Origin of the sequence: Micromonospora sp. C95, assembly GCF_018070465.1 — a bacterium.
Classification (GTDB): domain Bacteria; phylum Actinomycetota; class Actinomycetes; order Mycobacteriales; family Micromonosporaceae; genus Micromonospora.
The window spans coordinates 12,423-37,930 of the sequence record NZ_JAGPXT010000013.1 but is presented as its reverse complement, the minus strand read 5'-3'; the positions used below and the strand labels follow the sequence as shown (position 1 = coordinate 37,930).

The 25,508-nt window shown below is 69.6% G+C and carries 20 protein-coding genes, 1 tRNA gene and 1 other RNA gene; 6 read left to right on the top strand and 16 right to left on the bottom strand.

Annotation, left to right across the window (positions count from 1 at the left end):
* Window positions 1-12 precede the first annotated feature (12 nt).
* The 4 genes from KBX00_RS16790 to KBX00_RS16775 all read right to left on the bottom strand — a co-directional run bounded on the left by KBX00_RS16790 (window position 13) and on the right by KBX00_RS16775 (window position 5,761).
* Entirely contained in the window at window positions 13-1,116 is a 1,104-nt protein-coding gene (locus KBX00_RS16790; protein ID WP_210828033.1) for an ABC transporter ATP-binding protein, read from the bottom strand.
* Entirely contained in the window at window positions 1,101-2,174 is a 1,074-nt protein-coding gene (locus tag KBX00_RS16785; RefSeq protein ID WP_210828031.1) for an ABC transporter substrate-binding protein, read from the bottom strand. Before KBX00_RS16785 ends, KBX00_RS16790 begins: the two co-directional genes overlap by 16 nt.
* A 244-nt stretch (window positions 2,175-2,418) precedes the next feature.
* On the bottom strand, window positions 2,419-3,675 hold the full coding sequence (locus KBX00_RS16780) for an aldehyde dehydrogenase family protein (RefSeq protein ID WP_210828029.1): 1,257 nt from the start codon (window positions 3,673-3,675) through the stop codon (window positions 2,419-2,421).
* Window positions 3,662-5,761: a CoA-binding protein gene (locus KBX00_RS16775; protein ID WP_210828021.1), complete on the bottom strand. Its 2,100-nt coding sequence runs from the start codon at window positions 5,759-5,761 to the stop codon at window positions 3,662-3,664. Before KBX00_RS16775 ends, KBX00_RS16780 begins: the two co-directional genes overlap by 14 nt.
* Before the next feature lie 578 nt (window positions 5,762-6,339).
* On the opposite strand from KBX00_RS16775, the gene pyrE reads away from it, so the two are divergent.
* Window positions 6,340-6,864 (top strand): orotate phosphoribosyltransferase, encoded by a 525-nt coding sequence (gene pyrE, locus KBX00_RS16770; RefSeq protein WP_210828019.1) that lies wholly within the window; start codon window positions 6,340-6,342, stop codon window positions 6,862-6,864.
* Between the two features lie 922 nt (window positions 6,865-7,786).
* On the opposite strand, the gene KBX00_RS16765 is transcribed toward pyrE, so the two are convergent.
* Window positions 7,787-7,859: transfer RNA gene (locus KBX00_RS16765), tRNA-Ala, on the bottom strand.
* Window positions 7,860-7,949: 90 nt separating this feature from the next.
* Entirely contained in the window at window positions 7,950-8,540 is a 591-nt protein-coding gene (locus KBX00_RS16760; RefSeq protein WP_210828017.1) for a YqgE/AlgH family protein, read from the bottom strand.
* Between the two features lie 281 nt (window positions 8,541-8,821).
* Between KBX00_RS16760 and mdlC the strand changes: the two genes are divergently transcribed.
* Window positions 8,822-10,417: a benzoylformate decarboxylase gene (gene mdlC / locus KBX00_RS16755; RefSeq protein ID WP_210828015.1), complete on the top strand. Its 1,596-nt coding sequence runs from the start codon at window positions 8,822-8,824 to the stop codon at window positions 10,415-10,417.
* A gap of 3 nt (window positions 10,418-10,420) precedes the next feature.
* Here mdlC and KBX00_RS16750 read toward each other — a convergent pair whose 3' ends face one another.
* From KBX00_RS16750 to pruA, 8 genes are all read right to left on the bottom strand, one after another.
* Window positions 10,421-11,371 (bottom strand): hypothetical protein, encoded by a 951-nt coding sequence (locus KBX00_RS16750; protein ID WP_210828192.1) that lies wholly within the window; start codon window positions 11,369-11,371, stop codon window positions 10,421-10,423.
* A 165-nt stretch (window positions 11,372-11,536) separates the two neighbouring features.
* Window positions 11,537-11,912: a transfer-messenger RNA gene (gene ssrA, locus KBX00_RS16745) on the bottom strand.
* A 105-nt stretch (window positions 11,913-12,017) separates the two neighbouring features.
* Window positions 12,018-12,497, bottom strand: a complete 480-nt coding sequence (gene smpB / locus KBX00_RS16740) for an SsrA-binding protein SmpB (RefSeq protein ID WP_210828014.1) — start codon at window positions 12,495-12,497, stop codon at window positions 12,018-12,020.
* Between the two features lie 131 nt (window positions 12,498-12,628).
* Window positions 12,629-13,504, bottom strand: coding sequence for a permease-like cell division protein FtsX (gene ftsX, locus KBX00_RS16735; RefSeq protein ID WP_210828012.1), 876 nt, complete (start codon window positions 13,502-13,504; stop codon window positions 12,629-12,631).
* Between the two features lie 67 nt (window positions 13,505-13,571).
* Window positions 13,572-14,252, bottom strand: coding sequence for a cell division ATP-binding protein FtsE (gene ftsE / locus KBX00_RS16730; RefSeq protein ID WP_093406596.1), 681 nt, complete (start codon window positions 14,250-14,252; stop codon window positions 13,572-13,574).
* A 118-nt stretch (window positions 14,253-14,370) separates the two neighbouring features.
* Window positions 14,371-15,492 carry a peptide chain release factor 2 gene (gene prfB / locus KBX00_RS16725; RefSeq protein ID WP_210828003.1) on the bottom strand — a complete coding sequence of 374 codons (1,122 nt, stop codon included), beginning with the start codon at window positions 15,490-15,492 and terminating at the stop codon, window positions 14,371-14,373.
* A gap of 152 nt (window positions 15,493-15,644) precedes the next feature.
* Window positions 15,645-16,160, bottom strand: coding sequence for a PadR family transcriptional regulator (locus KBX00_RS16720; RefSeq protein ID WP_210828001.1), 516 nt, complete (start codon window positions 16,158-16,160; stop codon window positions 15,645-15,647).
* Between the two features lie 210 nt (window positions 16,161-16,370).
* Entirely contained in the window at window positions 16,371-17,999 is a 1,629-nt protein-coding gene (gene pruA, locus KBX00_RS16715; RefSeq protein ID WP_210827993.1) for an L-glutamate gamma-semialdehyde dehydrogenase, read from the bottom strand.
* 286 nt (window positions 18,000-18,285) lie between these two features.
* Here pruA and KBX00_RS16710 point away from each other — a divergent pair, with 286 nt between their 5' ends.
* Complete coding sequence (locus tag KBX00_RS16710; protein WP_210827991.1) at window positions 18,286-19,335, top strand: hypothetical protein; 1,050 nt, start codon at window positions 18,286-18,288, stop codon at window positions 19,333-19,335.
* 26 nt (window positions 19,336-19,361) lie between these two features.
* Here KBX00_RS16710 and KBX00_RS16705 read toward each other — a convergent pair whose 3' ends face one another.
* A complete protein-coding gene (locus tag KBX00_RS16705) occupies window positions 19,362-19,880 on the bottom strand; it encodes a hypothetical protein (RefSeq protein WP_210827989.1) in 519 nt (172 codons plus the stop codon).
* Between the two features lie 210 nt (window positions 19,881-20,090).
* On the opposite strand from KBX00_RS16705, the gene KBX00_RS16700 reads away from it, so the two are divergent.
* Complete coding sequence (locus KBX00_RS16700; protein WP_210827988.1) at window positions 20,091-20,324, top strand: helix-turn-helix domain-containing protein; 234 nt, start codon at window positions 20,091-20,093, stop codon at window positions 20,322-20,324.
* A gap of 102 nt (window positions 20,325-20,426) precedes the next feature.
* Window positions 20,427-21,107 (top strand): Rv3235 family protein, encoded by a 681-nt coding sequence (locus KBX00_RS16695; RefSeq protein WP_210827986.1) that lies wholly within the window; start codon window positions 20,427-20,429, stop codon window positions 21,105-21,107.
* 157 nt (window positions 21,108-21,264) lie between these two features.
* On the opposite strand, the gene secA is transcribed toward KBX00_RS16695, so the two are convergent.
* On the bottom strand, window positions 21,265-24,192 hold the full coding sequence (gene secA / locus KBX00_RS16690) for a preprotein translocase subunit SecA (RefSeq protein ID WP_210827984.1): 2,928 nt from the start codon (window positions 24,190-24,192) through the stop codon (window positions 21,265-21,267).
* A gap of 169 nt (window positions 24,193-24,361) precedes the next feature.
* Here secA and KBX00_RS16685 point away from each other — a divergent pair, with 169 nt between their 5' ends.
* Window positions 24,362-25,507: a GNAT family N-acetyltransferase gene (locus tag KBX00_RS16685; RefSeq protein WP_210827977.1), complete on the top strand. Its 1,146-nt coding sequence runs from the start codon at window positions 24,362-24,364 to the stop codon at window positions 25,505-25,507.
* Window position 25,508 lies beyond the last annotated feature (1 nt).

The following is a 25,508-nucleotide window of genomic DNA, read 5'->3' as shown; positions in this document are numbered from 1 at the left end:
TCCTTGATCCGGTCATGGCGCCACGGCATGCGTTTGCACCGGTGGCCACCGCACCGTGACCTTCTCGCCGGTACTCCGGGTCAGGTCGGCCGGTCCCGCATTGGTTCGCAGGGAAGCGCCCGTCCCGGTGGTCAGCAACAGATCCGCGCTGCGGCCGGCGAAGCCCACACCGGCGACCTCGCACGTCAGGCCACCAGGCTCGCCCGCGTTCCCCACGGCAAGGTGTTCTGGACGGATCACCAGCCGGCACCGCGCGCCAACCGCCATGTCGGTCGCGACGCTTGCCCGGACGCTGCGGCCCTCCAACGCCGGCACTTCGCAGAGCACGGAGCCCGCCCCGGTCGCCTCGATGACTACCGCGTCGACCACGTTGGCCTCGCCCAGGAACGTCGCCACGAAGGCGGTACGCGGCCGCGCGTACAACTCCGTGGGCGACCCGACCTGCTCGACGGCACCGTCGACGAGTATCGCCAACCGGTCGGCCCACCGCATGACGAGGCGCACATCGTGGGTGACGAGAACCATGCAGACCTCGGCGCGTGAACGCAGATCCTCCAGCCACTCCGCGAACCGTCCGACCAGGTGCGGGTCGAGCGAGGCGAACGGCTCGTCGAGCAGCACGATCGACGGCTCACTGAGCAGCGTCCGGACGATCGCTACGCGCTGGCGTTCGCCACCGCTGAGCGATCCGGGAAATCGGTCCGCGAAGTCGCCGATCCCGGCCTGTACGAGGGCTTCCGTGGCACGCCGGCGTCGCGCGTCGCGTGGCACGCTCCGGGCGAGCAGAGGAAACGCCACGTTGCTGCGGACCCGCATGTGTGGGAAGAGGCCCAGATCCTGGAAGAGCAGGCCGACGCGAATGCCGTCGGCGCTGCGTTCGCCCGGCACGACCGCCGGTTGCACGACGCCGCTGGCTGGGCGTTCCAGCCCGGCGAGCAGGCGCAGCAGCGTCGTCTTACCGGCACCGCTGGGTCCGATCAGGCCGAGTCGTTCGCCCGGCCGTAGGTCCAGGGTGACCTCGCGCAGCACCTCGCGGCTGCCTCGCCGGAACGAGACCCGATCCAGGCGCAGGACGTGCTGCGGGGCGACGTCGGCGGCCATCAGCCACGCAACCACGTTGTCCACCGCTGGAGCTGCGCGTCGTCGTTCTCTCCCCACCACTCGTAGTCGTAGCTGAGCTGGCTGGACTTCTGCGGCTCGACGCTTGTCAGTTTGGCCTGGACGGCCGGGTCGAGCTGGGCGACCGCCTCTGGCGCCACCGGACCGTAGCCGGTGCGGTCGGCGAGCTCCGCCTGTCGCTGCGGCTGCAGCGCGAACTTCAGCAACTGAAGCGCCTGCTCCTTGTGCGGAGCGTTCGCCGGAATCAGCCAGTAGTCGCGGGTGTAGAGGCCCTGGTTCCAGACGACCGTCGGCGCTGCGCCGTCGACCTTCAAGGAGAAGGCGTCGCCGCCGTAGAACATGCCGATGTCCACCTGGCCCTCCTCGAAGAGCCGCCCACCCTGGGCGCCACCCTCGAACCAGGCCACCTTGTCCTTGATCTCGTCGAGTTTCGCGTACGCCCTATCGATCTTCTCGCCGGTCAGCGGATAGACCCCGTCGGGTCGTGTGCCGTCCGCCATGAGCGCGGCTTCGATGACGTAATTCGGGCGGGCACTCCACATCGCGACGCGCTTCGGGTGCTGCTTCGCGTAGTCCCAGACATCCGCCCAGGTCGTCGGCGCCTCGGTGAACTTCGCCGGGTTGTAGACGATGTTGAACGACCAGTACAGGACACCGACGCCATAGTCGTCTCGGGCGTCGTCGTAGATGTTCACAGCCGACAGCTCGGAATAGTCGATCTTTGCCCAGAGGTTGTCCTGGCGGCCGCGCATCAACCAGGAGGCGTCGCCGTGCACCATATCGATTTCGCCGATGTCCTGGCCGGCCTGCGACTTCACCTTCGCGTAGATGTTCTCCCCGTCGCTGAGCTGGACGACCTTGATCTTCGACTCGGTTTCGAAGGGGGCGAAGATAACCTCTGACTGCGCCTTCTGGAAGTCGCCGCCCCAGGAGTTGAAAACGATCTCGTTCCGTTCTGCGGCCCCGCCCTCGTCGCCACACGCGGAGAGGCTCGCCGCTGATGTGATCGCTATCGTTACGCCACAAAGGAATCGCCGCAGGCGGCGGCCTGTCATCGAGAACCCCCGTTCTCCGCCACGTGATCGCGTGACAGTCTCAGCTAGGCACTGGCCACGGTATCAGTCAGTCTCACCTATGGACATAGGTTGAAGTGTCTTCCGACAGTGGAGAGTGGGACATATCCGAACGATCCGGGCTTGTCGGTACATCCGCTTTGGGTGAAGACGTCCGTAGCAATCCATTCAGGACCGACGCTTTAGCCGTGCCGGGTTTCGAGCACCTCGACAGGCGCGGCGCCGGTCAGTCTCCCTGCGGATCCACAGTAGCTTCCCGTGCGAAACATTTCGGACCCTGCAGCAGCTGACGCCCATCCCAGACCCAACCGGACAGTCCGTAGCCGCCGAATGGTGCCAAATGGTCGGTGATGCGCGTGAATGGCGCTCGGTTCGCCGTCACCACGCCGAACTGTCCACCCCGCAGTTCCGGTACGCGGTGAGCGTACGGACGCCCGCGGAGGCGCCGGGCCAGCGCGGCGGCGTCCGTACCGTAGATGCTGCAGCACAGCCCGAATCGCGTGGTACGGGCCAGGGCCGCCGCCTCGTCCGGGTCGTCGAACGGCGCTACGCCGAGAATCGGTGCGAACGTCTCCTCCTGCCACAGCGCCATTCCGGGCCGTACGTCAGCGACCAAGGTGGGCTGGACGAGATGCCCGGCGACGGCTCCGCCGACCACGACCCGGGCGCCGGCCTGCTGTGCCTGCCGGATCTGCCGCCGGGCCCGTTCGGCGACCGCCTGACTGGCCACCGGCCCGACGTCCGTGGCGGGATCGGTCGGGTCACCGACGCGCGCCGCGACGAAGTGCCGGGCCAGTGCGTCGATCACCGACTCGTAGTGGGCCCGCTGCACCAACAGCGTCTCTGGTCCGACGCACTGCTGTCCCGCGTAGGCGAACTTGGCCGCACACACCTGCCGCACCACGTCGGCGGTGTCCGCTCCCGGCAGCACGATCGCCGGATCCTTGCCCGGGCCCTCGAAGACGACCTTCTTCGACCCGCGGTAGCCGGCCAGGCCGGCGCCGAGCTCCATACCCCCGTAGGCGAACAGGGCCGCCGCCGGCGAGCCCGCCGTTAGCGCCTCGGCCAGGAACACGTCCCGTGCCCGCTGGTCCACCATCACTCTTCCGGGCCAGGCTGCCGCAGCAAAGTCTGCGACCAGTTCCGCGAGGCGGACGGCCCGTCGCGAGAAGCGCACCCGCACGGCGTTGCCCGTGCCGACCAGCCGGACGATGTCCCAGACCGCGGCTACCGTGACGTTGTACGGCAGAAGGAGGTAGATCGCCTCCTCACCGGTGCACAGGGCCGGTCGATGGGCCGTTCGCCGGCCGAGGCCACCCAGCCGGCGCAACTGCTCGTCCAGCGAGTGCAATTCGGCCTCGACGTCGCGGTGCGGCAGTGCCAGCTCGGCCACAGCCGCAGCGACCAGAGGCCGCCCGTACCGGGCGAGGACGGCGCGGGCCTCCTCGCCGGCGAGGGCGAGACGCGGGTCACGAACGGCCATGGCGCGTGTCCTGGATCGTCCCGAGCACATCTGCCACGAAGGTCCCGTTCTGTCCGACGACGATCGGATTACACTCGAGTTCGGCCAGCCACGGCAGTCGGTGCCGGAATACGGTGACCACCCCGGCGAGGAGATTGAGCATGGCAGGCTCGCGGCCGAACCGCTCGCCGAACCTGGTGCGACGCAGCATCCCGTGCAGCTCGTCGACGTTGGCCGTCGCCCGGCCGGTCACCGTGTCGGCGGCGAGCTCGACACTGGTGCCGCCGGTGCCCAGGGTGAGCCCGGTCCAGGCTTCATCGGTCCGCCAGACGGTGAGCACAACCTCCGCCTGTACGTCGACCTGGCGGCTGAGCCAGACGTCGGGCGCGATGCCGTTTACGAGCGCGACGTCGTACAGGCGACGGTGGGCGGCGGGCACCTCGGCCGCCGCGACGCCGAGCTCGATGCCGCCCAGGCGGGACTTGTGGGCCAGCCCGGGGAGCTTGAGCACCCAGGTGCCCTCCGTGGGCGCGGGCGCGGTGGCGAGGCGGCGGCCGAGCAGGTGATCGACGCCGGCCGAGGTGAACGCGTCCATGACCAACGCGTGGACGGCGGTGAGGTCGGCACGCACCGCCGACGCGGTGGGGGACACGTCACCGGGTGCACCGCGGCCGGGCGTGCTGAGCAGCGCCGCAGCCTCCTCCGCCCATTCCACCCAACGCAGCGGCGAGTCACGCAGAATCTGCGCTGCGTCGCCGTCATCAGTGACGAACGAGGACTGAACGATGATGGGAATCGGCGTCCGCCGGGCGAGCCGCGCCAGGTCCACGGCGACGGCACGCTCCGTAGCCGCCAGGTGGGCGCCGTTGAGCCGGGCGTATCCGCCCAGGTACCCGGCGATGACCACAGCGTCAAACTCGCCGCTGCCGACGACAGCGTCGACCAGGCGACGGTAGACGGTGAGGTCGCGCTCGGCGAGGCCGTCCAGCTCCAGCGGGTTGCCGGTCGCGCCGGGCCGGCCACCGGTTAGCTCGCTGACCACCCGACCAGTCCCGGTCGACGGCTCCGTGAGCTGGAGCCCGGCGCGAACCAGCGCGTCTGCCATGGTCACCGCGGCGCCACCACCGTCGGCGAGCAGAAACACCCGTCGCGGCGGCGATCCCGGGCCCGCGTCGTACGGATGCGTCGGCTCCGGCATCGGAGCAGGCGGCGCCGGGCTCGGCAGCGGCACCGGAACCGGTCGCGTACCGCAGAGGGCGGCGGCCGCCGCGATCGCCTGGGGCAAGGTCTCCACCACGAGGGCACCCGCGTCGGTGAGCAGCGCCGCGGCGCGCATCCCCGGCGGCAGCATCGCCCCGGTGTGGGAGATGGTGGCCTGCCGGCCGTGCCCGGTGCTGCCACCGAGCAGCGCCACCACCGGCTTGGCGCGCGCCGCTGCCGCGATCGACGTGAGTAGTCCGTCGCCGCCGGCCAGTGACTCCAGGTACAGCAGCACGACCCCGGTGGTCGGTCGCGCGGCAGCGTGGTCGACGGCCTCCCGCGCGCCGAGGTCGTAGGCGGCGCCGATGTTGAGGTACACGTCGTATCCGCAGCGCAGGCGGGCCAACCGCCGGCCGACGTGGTACGCCATGCCACCCGACTGCGCGATGAAGTAGACGCCGCCGTCCGGGCGGGCGGGCAGGTCGGGCAACGTCGTCAGGTTGACCCGGGCGGCGGGCGAATACACCCCGATCGACGCCGGTCCGAGCAACCGTACGCCGGTCTCGGCCAGCGCGGTCCGCACCTCGTCGGCCAGCGGGCTGTCGCGCCGCTCGAACCCGCTGGCGCACGAGACCACCAGGCCGATGCTGAGCTCCTCGCAGCGGCGCAGCACGCCCGGCAGCCGGGTCCCTGGTACGGCCGCCATCGCCACGTCGCAGCCGTACGCTGCGGCGTCCGGGACCAGCGGGCGGCCGAGAGCTTCACCACCACGTGGGTTGACGAGCACCACCCGGCCGGCGTACCCGCCGCGCAAGAGTCCGTCGGCGATCTGGTGACCCAGCTTCGTCCGATCTCTGGAGACCCCGAACAGGGCGATGGACGTCGGCGCGACCAGCCGGTCAAGCACCGCTGTGCGATCTACCGTGGGCATCGGTGGTCAGACCGCTTCGCGGCGCAGCGGGTACGCGTCCATCATCCAACTCCTGCGCTCGTGGGATCACCCGCGGACTCGGTACCGTTCGAAACTCGTTGCTGGCCCGTGAAGGTGCGGTTTCTGTGGCGTCGGATTCAAGCCGACCTGGACTGGGGTTCCTGTCCGTCCATGCCAAGAAGATCCTCGCTTGCGGCTCCTGGGCCGTCAACGGTTGCGGAGTGCGAGCGCTGCCGACACCGCCTGCTCCAGAATGCCGAGGCCCTCGGCCAGTTCTTCCTCCGTCAAGGTCAGGGGTGGCATGAGCTTCAGCACTTCGTCGGTGGACCCAGACCTCTCCATCAGCAGCCCACGGGGCAACGCCTCCCGGGCGACCCGTCGGGCCAGGTGCGGCTCCCGGAAAGCCAGACCACACCAGGCCCCGACCGCGTGACGCCACTATGTGCGCCCTGTGCCGATCGACGAGTTCCGTCAGCCTGTCCTCGAGCAGGATGTCGCGTTCCGCTGTCGAGGGGCACGATTGCTTGATCCAGGCGGGATGCGAGGCTGTCCGAGTGACTTTCCCGCTCGCGCGCCGCGTCTATGACACCTGCCATTTGACCGGACGGTTCCGTCTGCGATCCGGGCAGATCAGCGGGGAGTACTTCGACAAGTACCTGTTCGAGGGGCAGCCGGATCTGTTGCGTGAGGTCGCCGAAGCGATGGTCGCCTTGCTGCCCGAGTGCGACGTGCTGGCGGGGATGGAGATGGGCGGCATCCCCCTTGCCACGGTGATGTCCCAGCTGACCGGACTGCCCACCGTGTTCGTGCGAAAACACGTCAAGGAGTACGGCACCAACAAGGTCGCCGAGGGCGGTCCCGTGAAGGGCCGCAGTGTCGTACTGATCGAGGACGTCGTGACCACGGGCGGCGCCCTACTGGCATCGTGCGGGCAACTGCGCTCCATCGGCGCCCAGGTGGAGACGGTGGTCTGCGCCGTCGACCGCGAGCAGGGCGGCCGTCAGAATCTGGCGACCGAGGCGCTGCAGCTCCGTGCCGCGCTTACCCGCCGCGACCTGGAAACCTCCGTGATGGGGTGACAGCTTCAGGGGCCGCACGACCGGCGCCAGATGTGCGACCCCAGCCAAACTGCACTGTGCTCGGGTGGAAGCTCAGTCTGTTGTAGCTGGGACGCATTGCGAGCGTTGTTGTTGCCGGCATTGGTACGGAAACTTCCCGCATCCACGCCGTCTTAATTGCCCAGGTAGCAAGATCGGCCGCCCGATCCGGCTGAATCACAAGTGGCTGCGGCTGCGGGCCGAGTCGACCAGGTCTGACACCGTGGGTCGCACCCGCTGCTCAAGCTGACTCATCCACCCGTTGTTTGCAGCCCTGACAGACCTCTCGCGCAACCAACGTCAGGACAGAACCTTGCCGTTCAGTCACTACAGTCGGATCCTCGGTGAAAGCATCGACAGCAGTTCACCGAAAGCCGGCATGGTGTACGTAGCGGGTGGCATTCGGAGTCTCCAGATGCCGGTGCATCCACCGAGGCCAGATGTGCTCTTTACTGAGCGATCCGGTGAGGCCACAAAATGCACACGCCCGACCTCGGCGTGGCTGGCTCCGCTGTCCACTCGACACAATATCCCTCCCCCGCCACCCGGACCGCCTGGCTCTCTATCAACTAATCACCATCTGGCGTCAGAAAAGTAGCTCCCGCCGCACAAGCGCATCGCCATACTCGCACCCGACGCCGCCCAAAGAAGCCCTGCGGCCGGGCCGAGGAGGGCCAGCTACGGCCTCGGGCCATCGAGAACCGAAGGTCACCACTCTGTAGCGGGCTGGGCGTCGTGCCATCCCGTCCACCCCATGATCCACCCAGGGCAGACGATGTGGCAGCCGTCACATGATTGCTTCTGCCGGGTCGTGGGTCCCTGTCCGGGGTCGAATGGGGGTCAAATGATCAAGGGCTCGCCCACCATTGTTTGGTGAACAAGCCCTTGACCTGCTACTTAAGGGTGGAGCCGAGGGGACTCGAACCCCTGACCCCCACACTGCCAGTGTGGTGCGCTACCAGCTGCGCCACGGCCCCTTGTCGTCGCACCCGGTCGCCCAGGCACTGGAAGAACTATACACACGCCCGTCGGCATGGTCATCTCGCGGGGGTGCCCGCCGACGCCGGTCAGTTCAGCGCCACGTCCGGTGGGAAGTGCGCGACCGCGGCCATCATGCCGCCCTGGCGGCGCAGCACCATCGGCCACAGGTCGTCGGGCCGGTCGACGAAAGCGTCACCGGGCAGCGCGTCGAGCACGAACCAGGAGCCGTCCTCGATCTCCTGCTCCAGCTGGCCGGTGCCCCAGCCCGCGTACCCGGCGAAGACCCGGATGCTCTGCACGTTCTCCCGTAGCCGCTGCGGGTCGACCGACAGGTCGAGCGTGCCCACCGCGCCGGAGACCTGGTGGAAGCCTTTGAGGCGGCGCACCGGCGACCGCATCCGGGCCAGGCAGATCGCGGAGTCGGGCTGCACGGGACCCCCCTCGAACAGCACCGCCGGGTGGCGGGCCAGGTCGCCCCAGTCGCGCAGCACGTCCGCCACCGGCACCTCGGTGGCCCGGTTGAGCACCACACCGAGCGCTCCGCCGGGCTCGTGCGCGACCAGCAGCACGACGGTACGGTCGAAGTTCGGGTCCTTCAGCCCCGGCGTCGCCACCAGCAGCTTCCCGGTCATCGACTCCGTCGCCTGCCCGCCGATCGCCTGCCCCTCTCCCTGCATCACGCGTACCCGTCAGTCGTGCACGGGGAGGCGGAACCGGTGACACTCATCGAGGGTGGGCCCAACCGGTGACATCCGCGCTGTCATCGCCATGCCTGGCACCATAGCTTGCGCTCCCGATCCAGGCGAAGGTCTGACGGTCGGGTGATCGACAGACGGTCGACTGGGCCGGGCATCGCGTCACCACCTGAGGCGACGGTGGTCGGTGCGGTAGCAAGCTCATGCCGGAGCCATGGCGAAATGCCCTTTACTCCCGAGTCACCCCGATACATTCAGAAGCGATGGCAACGGTCCGCGACACCACCTACGACCTGCTCCGGGCCCTGGGCATGACCACCGTCTTCGGCAACCCCGGCTCCACCGAGGAGCCGTTTCTACACGCCTTCCCCGACGACTTCCACTACGTGCTCGCCCTGCACGAGGCGTCGGCGGTAGGCATGGCCGACGGCTACGCGCAGGTCACCAGGGCACCGGCACACGTCAACCTGCACACGGCACCGGGCACCGGCAACGCCATGGGCAACATCGTCACCGCCTGGCACAACCGGACCCCGCTGATCGTCACCGCCGGACAGCAGACCCGGGAGATGCTGCTGCTCGAACCCCGGCTCACCGCCCGCCATCCCACCGAACTGCCCCAGCCCTACGTCAAGTGGGCCCACGAGCCGGTCCGGGCCCAGGACGTCCCCGCCGCGCTCATGCGGGCGTACGCGACTGCGATCCAACCACCGACCGGGCCCGTCTTCCTCTCCCTGCCGCTCGACGACTGGGCCCAGCCTGCCGACCCGCCGCCGCAGATCCGCACGGTGGCCACCCGGTTCGCGCCCGATCCCGAGCGGCTACGTCAGTTCGCCGCGGCACTGGCGACGAGTCGGTCACCGGCCCTGGTGTTCGGGGCCGCCGTGGACCGGGCCGGTGCCTGGGAGGCCGGTATCGCCCTCGCAGAGCGGCTGATCGCCCCGGTCTGGTCGGCGCCCGCACCGGAGCGGACCGCCTTCCCGGAGAATCATCCGCACTTCCGGGGCGTGCTGCCCTTCGCGATCGGCCCGTTGGCCGAGCAGCTACGGGGGCACGACACCGTGCTGGTGGTCGGTGCCCCGGTGTTCCGGTACTACCCGCACGTGCCCGGTGAGACGCTGCCGGACGGCGCCCGACTGCTGCACGTCACCGACGATCCCGAGGAGGCGGCCCGGGCCCCGGTCGGCGACAGCCTCCTCGGTGACGCCGGCCTCACCCTCGCCGCGCTGGCCGACCTGATGCCACCGGCCGACCGGCCACCACCACCCGCCCGGCCCGTACCGGCGCCGGTGGAGGATTCGTCTCCGCTCAGCGCCGACGGACTCTTCGCCGCGTTGGCTCGGCACTGGCCCACCGATGGGGTGCTGGTGCAGGAGTCTCCGTCGAACCTGTCGGCGCTGCGTCGCCGACTGCGGTTCGACACTCCCGGGTCTTACTTCACGATGGCCAGCGGTGGTCTCGGCTACGGCCTACCGGCGGCCGTCGGCATCGCGCTGGCGCAGCGGGACACCGGCCGACACCGGCCGGTGATCGCGGTGATCGGCGACGGTTCGTTCCACTACTCGGTCCAGGCGCTCTGGACCGCCAGCCAGTTGCGGTTGCCGTTGGTCGTCGTCGTGCCGGTCAACCAGCAGTACGCGATCCTCAAGGCGTTCGCGGAACTCAAGCAGACGCCGGGCGTACCCGGGCTGGACCTGCCCGGCATCGACGTCACGGCGATCGCCCGCGGCTACGGGTGCGCCACCACCGTCGTCGACGATCCTGACCAGCTCGGCGAGGCGCTGGCCACGGCGCTGCGGGCCGACGGGCCGACGGTGCTGCCGGTGCCGATCCGCACCGACGTGCCGCCGATCCTCTGAGTGTCAGCCAGCTGTGAAGCGCAGCGGCGTCGCGCTGACCACGTCGAGGACCGGTCGGTCTGCCAACGGGGCCCGCAGCGTCACCGTCACCGGCTCCAGCCTGAGCATGTCGTCGCAGACGCCGGTGCCCCGCACCACCGTGCCACCGACCACGACGAGATGGTCGTGCTCCTGCACCAGTGGGGTGATCCCGGTGTCGCAACTACCGACACCGAGCCGGAAGTTCACCGTCGTGCCCTCCGCGGACTCGACGTCCTGCGCGCTGACCAGGTTCTGCGGCGGGGGTGCGGACGGCGCGACCGGCTCGGGCGGCGCACCGACGGCTTCGGGGGCGACCGCGAGCCGGGCCACCACGGCATTGATCTCCTCGACGGTGAACAGCCACGCCGGCACCCGCGCCTCGCCCCGGCTGGTGCGCACCGGCGCAGCACCCAGCTCGACGCCGGTGACGGTGAGCGGGATACAGGCGGCCTGTGGGCCGCTGCTCACCGGGGCGTCCGGCCCGTCCGGCGGGTTGGCCGGCGGCGGCGTGCCCGGGTCCTTCGGCCGCCCGGGACAGGGCGGCGGATCCCCCTGGTCGATCTGCCGGTACGCCTCCGCCGCGCTGATCAGTTGTACGCGCAGCTCCCCGTCCGGGAACCGGATGGCGCCCTGGTCCGGCCGCCCGGCCGGCAACGGCACCTGCTGCCGGTACCAGCCGGCGTGGAAGGCGAGCTTTGTCTCCTCGGTGAACGCGGGCTCACCGACGAGCACCGTGGGCTCCTGGAGTGGCACGTAGCCGGTGTCCCACGCCGTACCCGGGCGCCACGCCTGCGCGACCGCCGTCGCGCGCTGCTCGAACGCCTCGTGCCGGTCGCTCGGGATGCCCGGACCTGTCGGTTCGCTGCCCGCCGGGGCGCAACCGGCGGCCGCCATCAGCAGTGGCAGGCCCACAAGGGCGAGTGTGCGGCGCATACCGGTCTGACGGCGCGGCACTGCGGCTGGTTCCCGGCACTGGACAACCTGGCCGGCGCGGGTGGGCAGACGGTGCCACCCCGGTCCGACGCCCCCTGAGCCGTCAGGACCGGCAGGCGGGAACGACTGCGCGCCCCGGTCGGGTGACCGGGGCGCGCAGTCGACTGGTGGAGGTGCCGGGAATCGAACCCGGGTCCTTCGCCGCCTTGTCAGGGCTTCTCCGAGCGCAGCTCGCTGTGCCTCTACTCGGCCCCTCCGATCACGCGAGCGAGTCGGTGTGACGGGCCCAGTCGCTGATTGATCTCGCCGCACGGACCCCGCGACCGGGTCCGGTTGGCCAGCCTTCTAGCTGATGCCGGCTAACTGGGTCGAAGGCGCTCCCAGGCCGACAGACTTGCTACTCGCCTCAGGCGGCGAGAGCGAAGTCAGCGCGATTGCTCTTGGCGCTTATTGGTTTCCGACGAACGATTCTCGAGACGACGTCGGCTTCCTCGGCTCGCTTCCCCTGCCGCAACGTACGAAGTCGAAACCAGTCACCCCCTCGACAGGCCGCCGATCTCCGGCGGCTCCGACAAGCGTAACGCCTGCCGCAACCGGATTCATCCCGAGCCCGGAGCGACGCACCGGGCGGAACGAACCGGACAAATCAGTCAGTCATGCCCTTGCCGCGCCGGCCCACCGCCCGCTGGATCTCCCGGTCGGCGTCCCGCTTGGCAAGATCCTGGCGCTTGTCGTACGCCTTCTTGCCCTTGGCCAGGCCGATCTCCACCTTGGCCCAGCCGTCGGAGAAGTAGACCTGGAGCGGCACCAGGGTCAGCCCGCTCTCCCGCAGCTTGCCGATCAGCCGGTCGATCTCCAGCCGCTTGAGCAGCAGTTTCCGGGTGCGCCGGGGCTCGTGGTTGGTCCAGGTGCCCTGCACGTACTCGGGGATGTGCATGCTGTGCAGGTAGAGCTCGCCGTCGCGTTCCTGAGCGAACGCGTCGACAAGTGAGGCTCGTCCGGCCCGCAACGACTTGACTTCGGTGCCGGTCAACGCCATGCCCGCCTCGTACGTGTCGAGGATGGCGTAGTCGTGACGCGCCTTCTTGTTGGAGGCGACGACCTTGCGCCCCTTCTCCCGTGGCATCGCCGCGCCACCTCCCTTTCGTTGCCGCCCGTGGCCGACCTGGCCGGCCGCCGAGCGGAGATCATGCTACCCGAACGACAAGGGCCCTCCCGCGCCGTTTATTCCGGCGTGGGAGGGCCCTCGGGCGACAACTAGACCCGCAGGTAGAAGCGGAGCGTGACCCAGGCGGTGACCGCGCTGATCAGACCACCGACGCCGGCCATCACCGGGAAGGTCAGGAACACCTCGCCCCAACTCACCGGCGCGAAAAGACCTTGGAGAGCGCTGAGCGCACCGTCGAAGAGGAATATCTTGAGGGCGATCAGGGCACCGAGGCCCAGGACCGAGCCGATCAGACCGGCGACCACCGCCTCCAGCACGAACGGCGCCTGGATGAACCAGTTCGACGCGCCGACCAGCTTCATGACCGCGACCTCACGCCGCTTGCTGTACGCGGCGACCTGGATGGTGTTGGCGACCAGCAGCAGCGCGGCGACCGCCATCGCGATCGCGGCGACGAGCGCGATGTTCTGCCCGGCGGTGAAGAGGTTGAAGATCTTGTCGAGCACCTGACTCTGGTCGACCACCTGGTCGACCCCCTCGACCGCGGTGTACTGGTCGGAGATGGTCTTGTACTCCTCCGGGTTGACCAGCTTGAGCCGGTACGACTCCGGAAGCTGGTCGGCCTTGACCGCGCTGAGCAGGTCCGGCGAGTCCCGGAACATCTCCTGGAAGCGCTGGAAGGCCTCGTCCTTGTTGACGTAGGTGACCTGTGAGATCAGCGGGTCGGAGTCCAACTGCGTAGCGATCGCGCTGCGCTGCTCCTCCGTCACCTCGGCGTCCAGGAAGATCGAGACCTCGATGTTCTCGAAGTACAGCTGCTTCATGTCGGCGACCTTGGTGTAGATCAGGCCGCTGGCGCCGAGCATGGTCAGCGAGACCGCCATCGTGATGATCATCGCAATGGTCATGGTCACGTTGCGCCACAGTCCGACCAGTACCTCGGACATGACGTATTTCATCCGCATCGGGATTCCTCCGGCTCTCCGGCGTGAGGTGTTCGTCGTCAGATCGGGGTGTGGTGGGTAGGTGCCGTCACCCGTAGACGCCGCGGGCCTGGTCGCGAACGATGCGGCCGCTCTCGATCTCGATGACGCGGCGGCGCATCTGGTTCACGATGTTGGAGTCGTGCGTGACCATCACGACGGTGGTGCCGGTGCGGTTGATCCGGTCCAGCAGGCGCATGATCTCGATGGAGGTGTCCGGGTCCAGGTTTCCGGTCGGCTCGTCCGCCAGCAGGATCAGCGGACGGTTCACGAACGCCCGGGCCACCGCCACACGCTGCTGCTCACCACCGGAGAGCTCGTGCGGGTAGCGGTGCTCCTTGCCGCCGAGGCCGACCAGTTCCAGCACCTCCGGCACGACCCGGCGGGCCACCGCCTTGGTCTTGCCGATCACCTCCAGCGCGAACGCCACGTTCTCGTACGCGGTGCGGTTGGGCAGCAGCCGGAAGTCCTGGAAGACGCAGCCGATCGAGCGGCGGAAGTGCGGGCGCTTCCAGGACCGCATCGACGTGACGTCCTTGCCGTTGACGACGACGCGCCCCTTGTTGGGGACCACCTCGTGCAGCAGCATCTTGACGATGGTGGACTTGCCGGAGCCGGATGGGCCGATGAAGAAGACGAACTCGCCCTTGTCGATCGACACGGACACGTTGTCGAGCGAAGGCCGCGACGCCTTCGGGTACGTCTTCGTCACTTGCTCAAGCTGAATCACGGGTGGTGAGTCTACGCCGTGTAACTGCGGTGCCAAGTCCCACGCCCCGCCGTTGCGGGGCAAGTCATCAAATCAGCACGTCAGGTGGAGATCGACGGCGCGCTCCGCCCACGATCGATCACGCACGGTCGCCGGCCAGTTGCTGCTGCTTGCGCCACCGGATACCCGCCTCGATGAAGGAGTCCAGGTCGCCGTCGAAGACCGAACCGGGGTTGCCGGTCTCCTGCTCGGTCCGCAGATCCTTCACCATCTGATAGGGATGCAGCACGTACGAGCGCATCTGGTCGCCCCACGACCCGGCGGCGTCGGTCTTGAGCCCCTGGAGCTTGGCCTGTTCCTCCTGGCGCTTGCGCTCCAGCAGCCGGGCCTGGAGCACCCGCAGCGCGGAGGCCTTGTTTTGCAGCTGGGACTTTTCATTCTGGCAGGTCACCACGATGCCGGTGGGAACGTGGGTGATCCGTACCGCCGAGTCGGTGGTGTTGACGCTCTGCCCGCCGGGGCCCGAGGAGCGGTAGACGTCGATCCGCATCTCGTTCTCGGGGATGTCGATGTGGTCGGTCTGCTCGACCACCGGCAGCACCTCGACCCCGGCGAAGCTGGTCTGCCGCCGCCCCTGGTTGTCGAACGGGCTGATCCGCACCAGCCGGTGGGTGCCGGACTCCACGCTGAGCGTGCCGTACGCGTACGGGACCTTGACCGTGAAGGTGGCCGATTTCAGGCCGGCCTCCTCGGCGTACGAGGTTTCGTAGACCTCGGTCGGGTAGCCGTGCCGCTCGGCCCAGCGGAGGTACATCCGCAGCAGCATCTCGGCGAAGTCGGCCGCGTCCACGCCGCCGGCACCGGCCCGGATGGCCACCAGCGCCTCCCGGGAGTCGTACTCGCCGGACAGCAGCGTGCGGACCTCCATCTCCTGGATGGCCTTGGTCAGCCCGGTGATCTCGGACTCGACCTCGGTGAGCACGCCCGAGTCGGACTCCGCCTCGGCGAGTTCCAGCAGGACGTGCGCGTCGTCCAGCCGCGACCGCAGGCTGCCGAGCTTGTCGATCTCGCCGTTGACGTACGACAGCTGCGAGGTCACCTGCTGGGCGCGGGCCTGGTCGTCCCAGAGATCCGGGGCGGACGCCTCCTGCTCCAGGCGGGCCTTGTCCGCGCGGAGACGGTCGAGGTCGAGCACCGCCTCGATGTTGCGCAGGGTGGCGTCGAGTTCCTTGAGCTGTTCGGCGAAGTCGGCAGCAGTCACGACAGACAAGGGTACTGCTCGGACGAGGAGTGAGCTTGCGAGCCCCGCAGTCCGAGCCAAAACAGACCTGCTCGGACGAGGAGTGAGCTTGCGAGCCCCACAGTCCGAGCCAACCAGCGCAGCCCGGACGAGCAGGCGAGCCGGCGTCGGGTTCAGCTGGCGGCGGCGCTCTTGAGCCAGGACAGGGCGGCGCGGTGGTACGCCACGGCGAACTCCAGCGCGCTGGCGTCGTACGTGTCGCCTTCCTTCTTGGCATTCTTGACCTGCTCGCGGACCCGGGCCAGGGCGTCGGTGTGGTACTCGTTGGCTGCGGCCTGGAGGTTCTTGAGCTGGCTCGGGGAGTGCAGGTTCCCGAAGGCGATGCGCAGGGCGATCGGATTGCGGATGGTGTCCCGCCCCGGATCCTCGGCCAGCCATCGGGAAAATGTCCGTTTTCCGGCTGCGGTGATCGCGTACGGCTGACTCATCCGCGGTCCGGGTTTACCCAATCGGACGAAACCTCGCTCGGCCAGCACCGGCAACTCGCGGTAGACCTGGCTGCGGGTCATCGACCAGTACGGCGCCAGCCGGCGCTCGGCGGCGGCCATCAGTTGGCCACCTGTCATGGGGCCCTCATGGAGCAGCCCGAGAAGGGCCGCCGCCGTGGGGTTCACTCCGGATTCCGCCATGCCCCTTACGCTGCCACTTTGCCGGGCCAGCGTCCAGGATTTCCCCTTTTCGCCACCGATTGGGGTTTCCTATGTGCACTGTCGGCGCGCGACCGTCCACCGGAGCCGGCCACCTGCCGCCTCCGGTCGTCCTCGACCGGCGATCCGCCCAGCGTGCGGAAGGGCCCTCTCCACACACGAGGCGTCGGTTGAGGGCCCTTCGTTACATCGTCAGCCCATGTGAGGGTAGGTGTGGTCGGTCGGGGGGACGAAAGTTTCCTTGATCGTCCGGGGGGACATCCAGCGGACCAGGTTGTGCCAGGATCCGGCCTTGTCGTTGGTGCCGCTGGCCCGGGCACCGCCGAACGGCTGCTGCCCGACCACGGCACCGGTCGGCTTGTCGTTGATGTAGAAGTTGCCGGCCGCGTACCGCATCTTCTCGGCCACCGCGTCGACCACCCGCCGGTCGGTGGCGAAGATCGACCCGGTGAGTGCGTACGGTGCGATGGCCTCGGCCTGCGTGACCACCTCGTCGAAGCGGGCGTCGTCGAAGACGTGCACGCCGAGGATCGGGCCGAAGTACTCGGTGGTGAAGGTCTCGTGTGCCGAATCTGCGCATTCGAAGATCGTCGGTCGGACGAACCAGCCGACCGAATCGTCGGCGGTGCCACCGGCGATGATCCGGCAGCTGGCGTCGGAGGTGATCAGCTCCAGTGCGGCGGTGTGCCGGGAGTACGCCTTGTCGTCGATCACCGCGCCGCCGAAGTTGCGGAAGTCGGTCGGGTCGCCGTAGGCCAGTCCGTCGGCGGTCGCGGCCAGCCGGTCCCGCAGGCCACCCTCCCAAAGCGAGCGCGGGACGTACGCGCGGGAGGCCGCCGAGCACTTCTGCCCCTGGTACTCGAAGGCACCCCGGATCAGCGCCGTGTGCAGCGCGTCGACGTCGGCGCTGGCGTGCGCGACCACGAAGTCCTTGCCCCCGGTCTCGCCGACCAGCCTGGGGTAGCCCCGGTAGCCGGCGATGTTCTCTCCGACGGTGCGCCACAGGTGCTGGAAGACCTTGGTGGACCCGGTGAAGTGGATGCCGGCGAGGTCGGGATCGGCCAGCACCACATCGGAGACCTCCTCACCTCGACCGGTCACCATGTTGATCACACCGGGCGGCAGGCCGGCCGCCTCGAACAGGCGCATGGTGAAGTGTGCGGCGAACTGCTGGGTCGGGCCCGGCTTCCATACCACCGTGTTGCCGAGCAGGGCCGGGGCCGAGGGCAGGTTGCCGGCGATGGCGGTGAAGTTGAACGGGGTGACCGCGTAGACGAATCCCTCAAGCGGCCGGTGGTCGAAGCGGTTCCACACCCCGGGCGACGACATCGGCTGCTCGGCCAGCAGCTTGCGGGCGAAGTGCACGTTGAACCGCAGGAAGTCGATGAACTCGCAGGCCGAGTCGATCTCGGCCTGGATGGCCGTCTTCGACTGGCCGAGCATGGTGGCCGCGTTGAGGGTGTCCCGCCATGGTCCGGCGAGCAGCTCGGCGGCGCGCAGGAAGATCGCGGCGCGCTCCTCGAAGGGCAGCGCGCGCCAACCCGGTGCGGCGTCCTTGGCGGCCTTGACCGCCGCTCGCGCGTCGTCATGGGTGGCGTGGCCGGTGACTCCGAGCACGTGCGCGTGCCGGTGCGGCTGCACCACCTGGATCGGCTCGCCGCCGGCCATCCGCTGTTCGCCCGCGATGGTCATCGGCAGGTCGATGCGCTCCGCGGCCAGCTCGGTGAGCCGCCGCTGGAGCCGTTCTCGGTCGGTGCTGCCCGGCTGGTAGCTGCGCACCGGCTCGTTACGCGGCTCGGGTACGGAGAACACGGCGTCCATCTGGGCTCCTGGCGATCTCGGCGGCGATGGCGAAACCGGCCCCGCGCTGGCGGGACCCGGGCCAATCCTCCCACGTCCAGCATCGGTCGATGACACCCCGGGCGCGCGTGGACCATTGATCACGAGGTGTTTCACCTTCACCGGAACCGATTCGTGCCTCGATGCGACACCTGACCGAAGAATTGCAGGCTGCGTGGGCTTCGGTCTCACCTGCGTCCCGGCCGCGTACGCTGGGTTGCCGGTGACGGTTGCGGCCCGGTCGGGCCCGGCGGCGGAGGGAAGACGATTGAGCAACGAGCCCGGTGGCCCGACCGCCGCTGCGCCCGACCAGTCCCACCCCGCCGACCCGGACCCGAGCGACCGGTCCGAGGCCCCCGACCCGGACGCCGGCGAGCGCTCCGACGCCCCCGACCCGCGCGCTGGTGACCACATCGACGCCGGACGCCCGGCCCCCGCACCGGCAACGACCGCGCTGGCCTTGCTGGCGACCGGATGGCTGGCCGCGATGCTCTGGTCGACCCGAGAGGCGATCAGTTCGGCGACCGCCGGGGTCACTGCAGTCAGTCTCTCCGCCTTCGCGCTGCCCGGAGTGATCTCGGCCGCGCTGGTGGCCGGCGCCGCCGTCGGGCTGGCCGCCGGCGAGCCGGTGGCCCGCCGGACCGAGCGGGTGACCCTGCGCTTCGCGGTGGCGATCGGCGCCGGGCTGCTGGTCGGGCTGCTCGCCGCGCTCGCGATCGATCTCACCTACGCCGGTGACGTCACCACCCGCACGATCGCCGGCACCACGGCCGCCGCGGGCGTCATCGGTGGCGCGCTCGCCGGGGCCCGTAACGGTGCCGTGGTGGGTGCCGTGGCCGCCGCCGCGCTGGGCACCCTGGTCTTCGTGGTGGCCTTCAGCGTGACCCGGGATCCGCTGTTCAACCTCTTCGGTGCCGGCGACAGTCAGCAGTCGCTCGTCAACGCGGCCAGCTGGGTCTCCCGGACAGAGTCCCTGTTGGCCGGGCTCATCGCCGGGGCGTTGGCCTTCGGCTACCTCGGCTGGGCCCGGCGACGAGCCGTACGTGACGGTGGCGCGGCTGGACCGCGCTGGCCGGCGTACCTGGTGGCGGGCGCGGGACCGGGGCTCCTGCTCCTGCTCACCGAGGTGATCATCCGGATCGGTGGGCGTTCGCTTATCGACCTGGCCGCCGCGCTCAGCGAGGCGGATGCGGTGGCGCAGACCTCACTCGGTACCTCGCGGGTGGACAACGCCATCTGGGTGCTGTTCGTCGGAGCGCTGACCGCCGTGGTCAGTTTCGGCCGCACGCTCGGCGCCCCGGCCGACGACGAGGCGTAGTCGACGACCGGTGACCCGGACGGCGGTCAGCCTTCCGTGGCGGTGGCGCGCAGCAGCGACTCCAGTTCGCTGGGGTCGTACCACTCCAGTTCATGGTCCTCGGCACCGTCGACGGTGAACTGGGCGTCCGGGTCGCCGGCCAACGCCTCCAAGACCACCTCGACGGCGGCGGCCACGTCGGTGGCGGCGTCCACCCCGTCCACGTGCACGGCCGCGACGGCCGTGACCGGCACCGGGGCCTGCAACTCCACCACGCTTGAGCCGAGTTCACCGTCACCCCGACCGATCGCCGTCGCGGGCAGGTCCGCCGAAACCACCACCCGTCGGCGCGGCGCGGCCGGGTCGTGCCGGATCAGTTGCAGCGCGTCCTGGGCGGCGCGGGTGAAGGCGACGTATTCCAGCTCCTCCTCGTCGCCTTCCGCGTACCACTCGCGCAGCGTCGGGGTCACCGCGTGCGCCTGCGGCGCGGCTAGGCCGTGCTCCGGCAGCCTGGTCAGCATCGGCACTGTCGCCGGCACGTAGACCCGGACAAGCTCCTCGGTCACCGTTTTCTCCCCCGCTCTGCTCCGTCCGGCGGCGAGACCGCCGGTTCGGCGTACGGCCCTGCCGTTCGCCCTGACCGTCATACACCTCCCATCGCCCTCGTGGAAGTTCCGGCGATGGGCCGGTGTGTCCCGCCGGGCGGGCGACGGATTGGTCGGCGGTCGACCGTCGGTGGCAAACTGAGGCGAACGACGTCAACCAGGGGAGTTTCGGTGGAACCGAGGTTCCTGCTGCTGTCCGACGTGGCCACCGAGCTGAACGTGTCGGATTCGCAGGTCTACCACATGGTACGCAGCGGCGAGCTGCCCGCGATCAAGATCGGCGGTCGGGGGCAGTGGCGGGTGGAACGGGCCCGCCTGGAGGAGTACATCCAGCGCAAGTACGACGAGACCGCCGAGTGGGTACGCGGCAACCCGTTGGCGGAACGCGATCCCGAGGAGCGGTAGGACCTGTCACGGCATTGACCGTCGACTCTACCGTGCCCGACAATCGAAGCTGTCGGAAGCAAACGAAGGCAAACGCAAGCTTTGATGGTTGGGGGCAACGCCATGACCGACCTTCGGCGACCTGTGCCGGCGCGGCCGCCCGTGCGGCTGCGACCGGCGCCCGCCTTCGAGCCGCCCTCCGTCGACGAGGACTTCGCCGGTTGGCCCCGCCCGGCCGACGGCCAGCTAGCCCTCGACCTCTTCGCCACCGGCCGCCAAGGGCCTGGCGGCCGTGGCCCGGACCGGCCGCCGATGCTGTGGGGGGCCTCGCGCTCCGGCAGCCGACCGGTCGCCCCGGGCGTGCCGTGGTCGGGTGCGGCCGGGCGGCCCGGCGGATCAGGTGCGACGTGGTCCGGCCGCGAGCCGGCCCGGCGGCTACCGCCCGAGGCGCTGACCACGGCCACGCCCGGGGCAACCCGGGTTGCCCACCGCTTCGTCGCCACCTGCCTGGAGGTGTTCAACGGGTTCCGACCGCCGGTGCAGCTCCGGCGTCAACTCGACCCGGCTCGGGTCGCGGTGCTGCTGCCCGAGCTGGCCCGCGCCACCGCTCGCGGGGCACCGGTTCGGCGGCGCTCGGCGCGCGCTGGGGTGCGGCTGCGCCGGCTGCGCGTCTGTGAGCCTCGGCCCACCGCCATCGAGGCCGCCGCCGTGCTCACCGGTGCCGGCGGTCTCAGCTGGGCGATGGCGCTGCGCCTGGAGCAACGGTGCGGCAACTGGTTCTGCACCGACCTGCGGGTGCTCTGACGCTGCGGCCCTTGACGGGCACTCCCTGGCGACGCGGCTGCACCGCGACGGGCACCCGGACGAGAACGCGCCCGATTCCCGGGCGAGCGGCCACCTTCGCGGTTCACGGCCACTCGCCCGTGGATCGGGCGCGATATGTCCGGCGCTGGATACCGCACTAGCCGGCCGAGGTGCCGCCGGGCGCACCGTGGCAGCGCTTGTACTTGCGACCCGAGCCGCAGGGGCACGGCGCGTTGCGCGACGGGCCGTTGCTGGCGGTCGCCTGCCCCGGTGCGGGCTGGCGGGAGTTGCCGACCGGGACCGCCGGACCACGCAGGCCACCCGCTGGACGCTGCGGCGCGGTAGGTGCCGTCCGCCCCGGTGCCGCCGGTGCGGCCTGGTCCGGACGGCCGATGCCGAGCGCGGGAGCCCGCTGCTCCTCACGCTGCACCGCGATGGCACCGGCACCGGCCTCACCGTCGATGGTCGGCGCGGAGTACTGCAGCCCCTGCTGCTGCGGCGCACGACCCAGGCCCTTGGCCCGGATCTCCACCGGCTTGTCCAGCAGCTGGACCTCCTCGGCCTCCGGCTCCGGCTCGTTGACCTGCACCTCGAGGTTGTAGAGGAAACCGACAGTCTCCTCCTTGATGCCGTCCATCATGGTGGCGAACATGTCGAAGCCCTCACGCTGGTACTCCACCACCGGGTCGCGCTGGGCGTACGCCCGCAGCGTGATGCCCTCCTGGAGGTAGTCCATCTCGTAGAGGTGCTCACGCCACTTGCGGTCGATGACCTGGAGCAGCACCATCCGCTCCAACTGTCGGGTGCCCTCGGCGCCGAGTTGCTCCTCCCGCCGGTCGTACGCGGCGTTCGCGTCCTCCTTGAGCCGGGCGAGCAGGAAGTCGGCGTCGATGCTGGCCCGCGACCCACCGGCCTCCTCCTCCAGCTCCTCGATGGTGATACCCACCGGGTAGAGCTGCTTGAGGCTCGACCACAACTGCTCAAGATCCCAGTCCTCGGCGTAGCCGTCCGAGGTGGCCCCCCGCACGTACGCCTCGATGGTGTCGTCGATCATGTTGCGCACCTGGTCGGAGAGATCCTCGCCGTTGAGTACGCGCAGTCGCTCGGCGTAGACCACCTGGCGCTGCTTGTTCATGACCTCGTCGTACTTGAGGACGTTCTTGCGGATCTCGGCGTTCTGCCCCTCGATCTGGGCCTGGGCGCTCTTGATCTGGCGGGTGACCATCTTCGACTCGATGGGCACGTCCTCCGGGATGTTGAAGCGGTCCATGACCGCCTCCACCGCACCGGAACGGAACCGCTTCATCAGCTCGTCCTGCAGGGACAGGTAGAACCGCGACTCGCCCGGGTCACCCTGCCGGCCCGACCGGCCACGCAGCTGGTTGTCGATCCGCCGGGACTCGTGCCGCTCCGTGCCGAGCACGTAGAGCCCACCGGCAGCGGCGACCTCCTCGGCCTCCGCGTCGCAGGCCTGCTTCCACTTCGGCAGCACCTCTTCGAGGGCCTTGTCGTACTCCTCGGCGTTCTCCAGCGGGTCCAGCCCACGCTGGCGCAGCTCGTTGGCGGCGAGGAACTCGGGGTTGCCGCCGAGCAGGATGTCGGTGCCCCGGCCGGCCATGTTGGTGGCCACCGTGACGGCACCCTTGCGGCCGGCCTGAGCGACGATCTCCGCCTCCCGGGCGTGGAACTTCGCGTTCAGCACCGAGTGCGGGATGCCCCGGCGGGTCAGCAGCCGGGCCAGGATCTCGGAATTCTCCACCGAGACCGTGCCGACAAGCACCGGCTGACCTGCCTGGTGCCGCTCGGCGATGTCCTCGATCACCGCGTTGAACTTGGCCTGCTCGGTCTTGTAGATGACGTCGGCCCGGTCCTCGCGGATCATCGGCCGGTGGGTCGGGATGGTCACCACGCCGACCTTGTAGACCTTGTTGAACTCGCCCGCCTCGGTCTGCGCCGTACCGGTCATGCCGGCGAGCTTGTCGTAGAGGCGGAAGTAGTTCTGCAGGGTGATGGTGGCCAGGGTCTGGTTCTCCTGCTTGATCTCCACCCCCTCCTTGGCCTCGATCGCCTGGTGCATGCCCTCGTTGTAGCGGCGACCGTGCAGGATACGGCCGGTGAACTCGTCGACGATCAGGACCTCGCCGTCGCTGACGATGTAGTCCTTGTCGCGCTTGTACAGCTCCTTGGCCTTGATCGCGTTGTTCAGGTAGCCGACCAGCGGAGTGTTCACCGACTCGTAGAGGTTGTCGATGCCGAGCCGGTCCTCGACCTTCGCCACGCCCCGCTCGGTGACCGCGATGGTGCGCTTGGAGTAGTCGACCTCGTAGTCACCCGCGCCGTCCTTGCCCGACTGGAGACGGGCCACCACCGCGGCGAACTCGCCGTACCAGCGGGCGGAGTGCTCGGCCGGGCCGGAGATGATCAGCGGGGTACGGGCCTCGTCGATCAGGATCGAGTCGACCTCGTCGACCACGGCGAAGTTGTGGCCGCGCTGGACCAGCTCGTCCTTCGACCAGGCCATGTTGTCGCGCAGGTAGTCGAAACCGAACTCGTTGTTCGTGCCGTAGGTGATGTCGCACTCGTACGCCACCCGGTGCTCGGCGGCCGGCCGGTTGGGCAGCACCACACCCACCCTCAGGCCGAGGAACTCGTGCACCCGGCCCATCCAGGCGGCGTCGCGCTGGGCCAGGTAGTCGTTCACCGTGACCACGTGCACGCCCTTGCCGGACAGCGCGTTGAGATAGACCGGCATCACCGAGGTCAGGGTCTTGCCCTCACCGGTCTTCATCTCGGCGATGTTGCCGAAGTGCAACGCCGCGCCACCCATCACCTGCACGTCGTACGGCCGCTGACCGAGCACCCGGGCCGCCGCTTCCCGGCAGACCGCGAACGCCTCGGGCAGCAGGTCGTCCAGGGTCTCGCCGTCGGCGAGGCGTTCCCTGAACTGCTCGGTCATGTCGCGCAGCTCATCATCGGTGAGGTTGACGTAGTCGTCCTCGATCGAGTTGACGGCGGCGGCGATCGCCTTGAGGCGGCGCACCATGCGCCCCTCGCCCGCACGGAGGACCTTTTCCAGAATCGACACGGATCAACGCTCCCCTAGACAGTCTCGAACCATCGTAGGCGTTCCATCGGGCAGATGGTCACTGGTGGCGGTGGTCGGCCGCCGCGAAACCGACATAACACTCTCCGCATTCGTTCGCGTCCCGGTTATCCGGTTACGCCGTGCGCGAACGATCCGGCACGATGACCCGGTGGAGCCCGTGGAGATCACCGAGGACGGTCTGCTGCTGCGACCATGGCGGGAGACCGACGTCGACGACGTGCATCGCGCCTGCCAGGATCCGGACATCCAGCGCTGGACCACCGTACCTCGCCCGTACCGGCACGAACACGCGCAGCGCTTCGTCGCGGACCGGGCCCGCCAGTGGGAACTCGGCAGCGCGGCGGCCTTCGCGGTCTGCGACGCCGCCAGCGGCGAGGTGCTCGGTGCCTGCGGGCTCATCACCATCGACCGCAACCACGAACTCAGCGAGATCGGGTACTGGACCGCGCCGTGGGCGCGTGGCCGGCGGGTCGCCGTCCGCGCCGTCCGGGCCGTCGCCCGGTGGTCCTTCGACGAGCTGAAGCTGCGCCGGCTGCTCTGGGGTGCCCAGGTGGGCAACCACGCCTCCCGGCTGGTCGCGCTCCGGTCCGGTTTCCGGATCGAGGGCCGGCTGCGGTCCGCCGACCCGGCGGGCGGCGCCCACGAGTGGTTCGGCTCGCTGCTGCCCGGTGACGTACCGGCGCCCGGCGAGGTCGGTCCGGCCGGTCCGGGCACCCTGGAGGCCCGGCGTGCGGCCGTCTTCGGCAACCCACAACCGACCCTGTTCGCCACCGCCGGTAGGCACGAGTTGAGCCTGCGCCCGATGGAGGAACGCGACCTCGACGCGATCGTCACCACCTGCCGGGACCCGGACACGCTGCGCTGGACGACCGTGCCGGAGGGCTACACCCGAGCGGACGCCGAGGATTTCCTGCGGTTCGTCCAGGGCACCTGGGCCGCTGGTACCAGCGCCACCTTCGTCTTCACCGACGCCGCCGACCGGTACGCCGGCTCGATCGACCTGCGGCTGTCGCCGACCGATCCGCTGCTTGCCGACGTCGGCTTCATGACCGCACCACAGGCCCGGGGGCGGGGTTACCAGCCGGCGGCGCTGGCGGCCCTCTGCGCCTGGGGTTTCACCACTCTCGGGCTGGCCCGGATCGAATGGCGGGCCAACGTCGGCAACCTCGCCTCCCGACGGGCCGCCGAGAAGGCCGGTTTCGCGATGGAGGGCACCGCCCGAGGAGCCCTTCACCACCGCGGCAACCGGGTCGACGCCTGGGTCGGTGCCCTGCTCGCGGAGGACCTGTCATGAG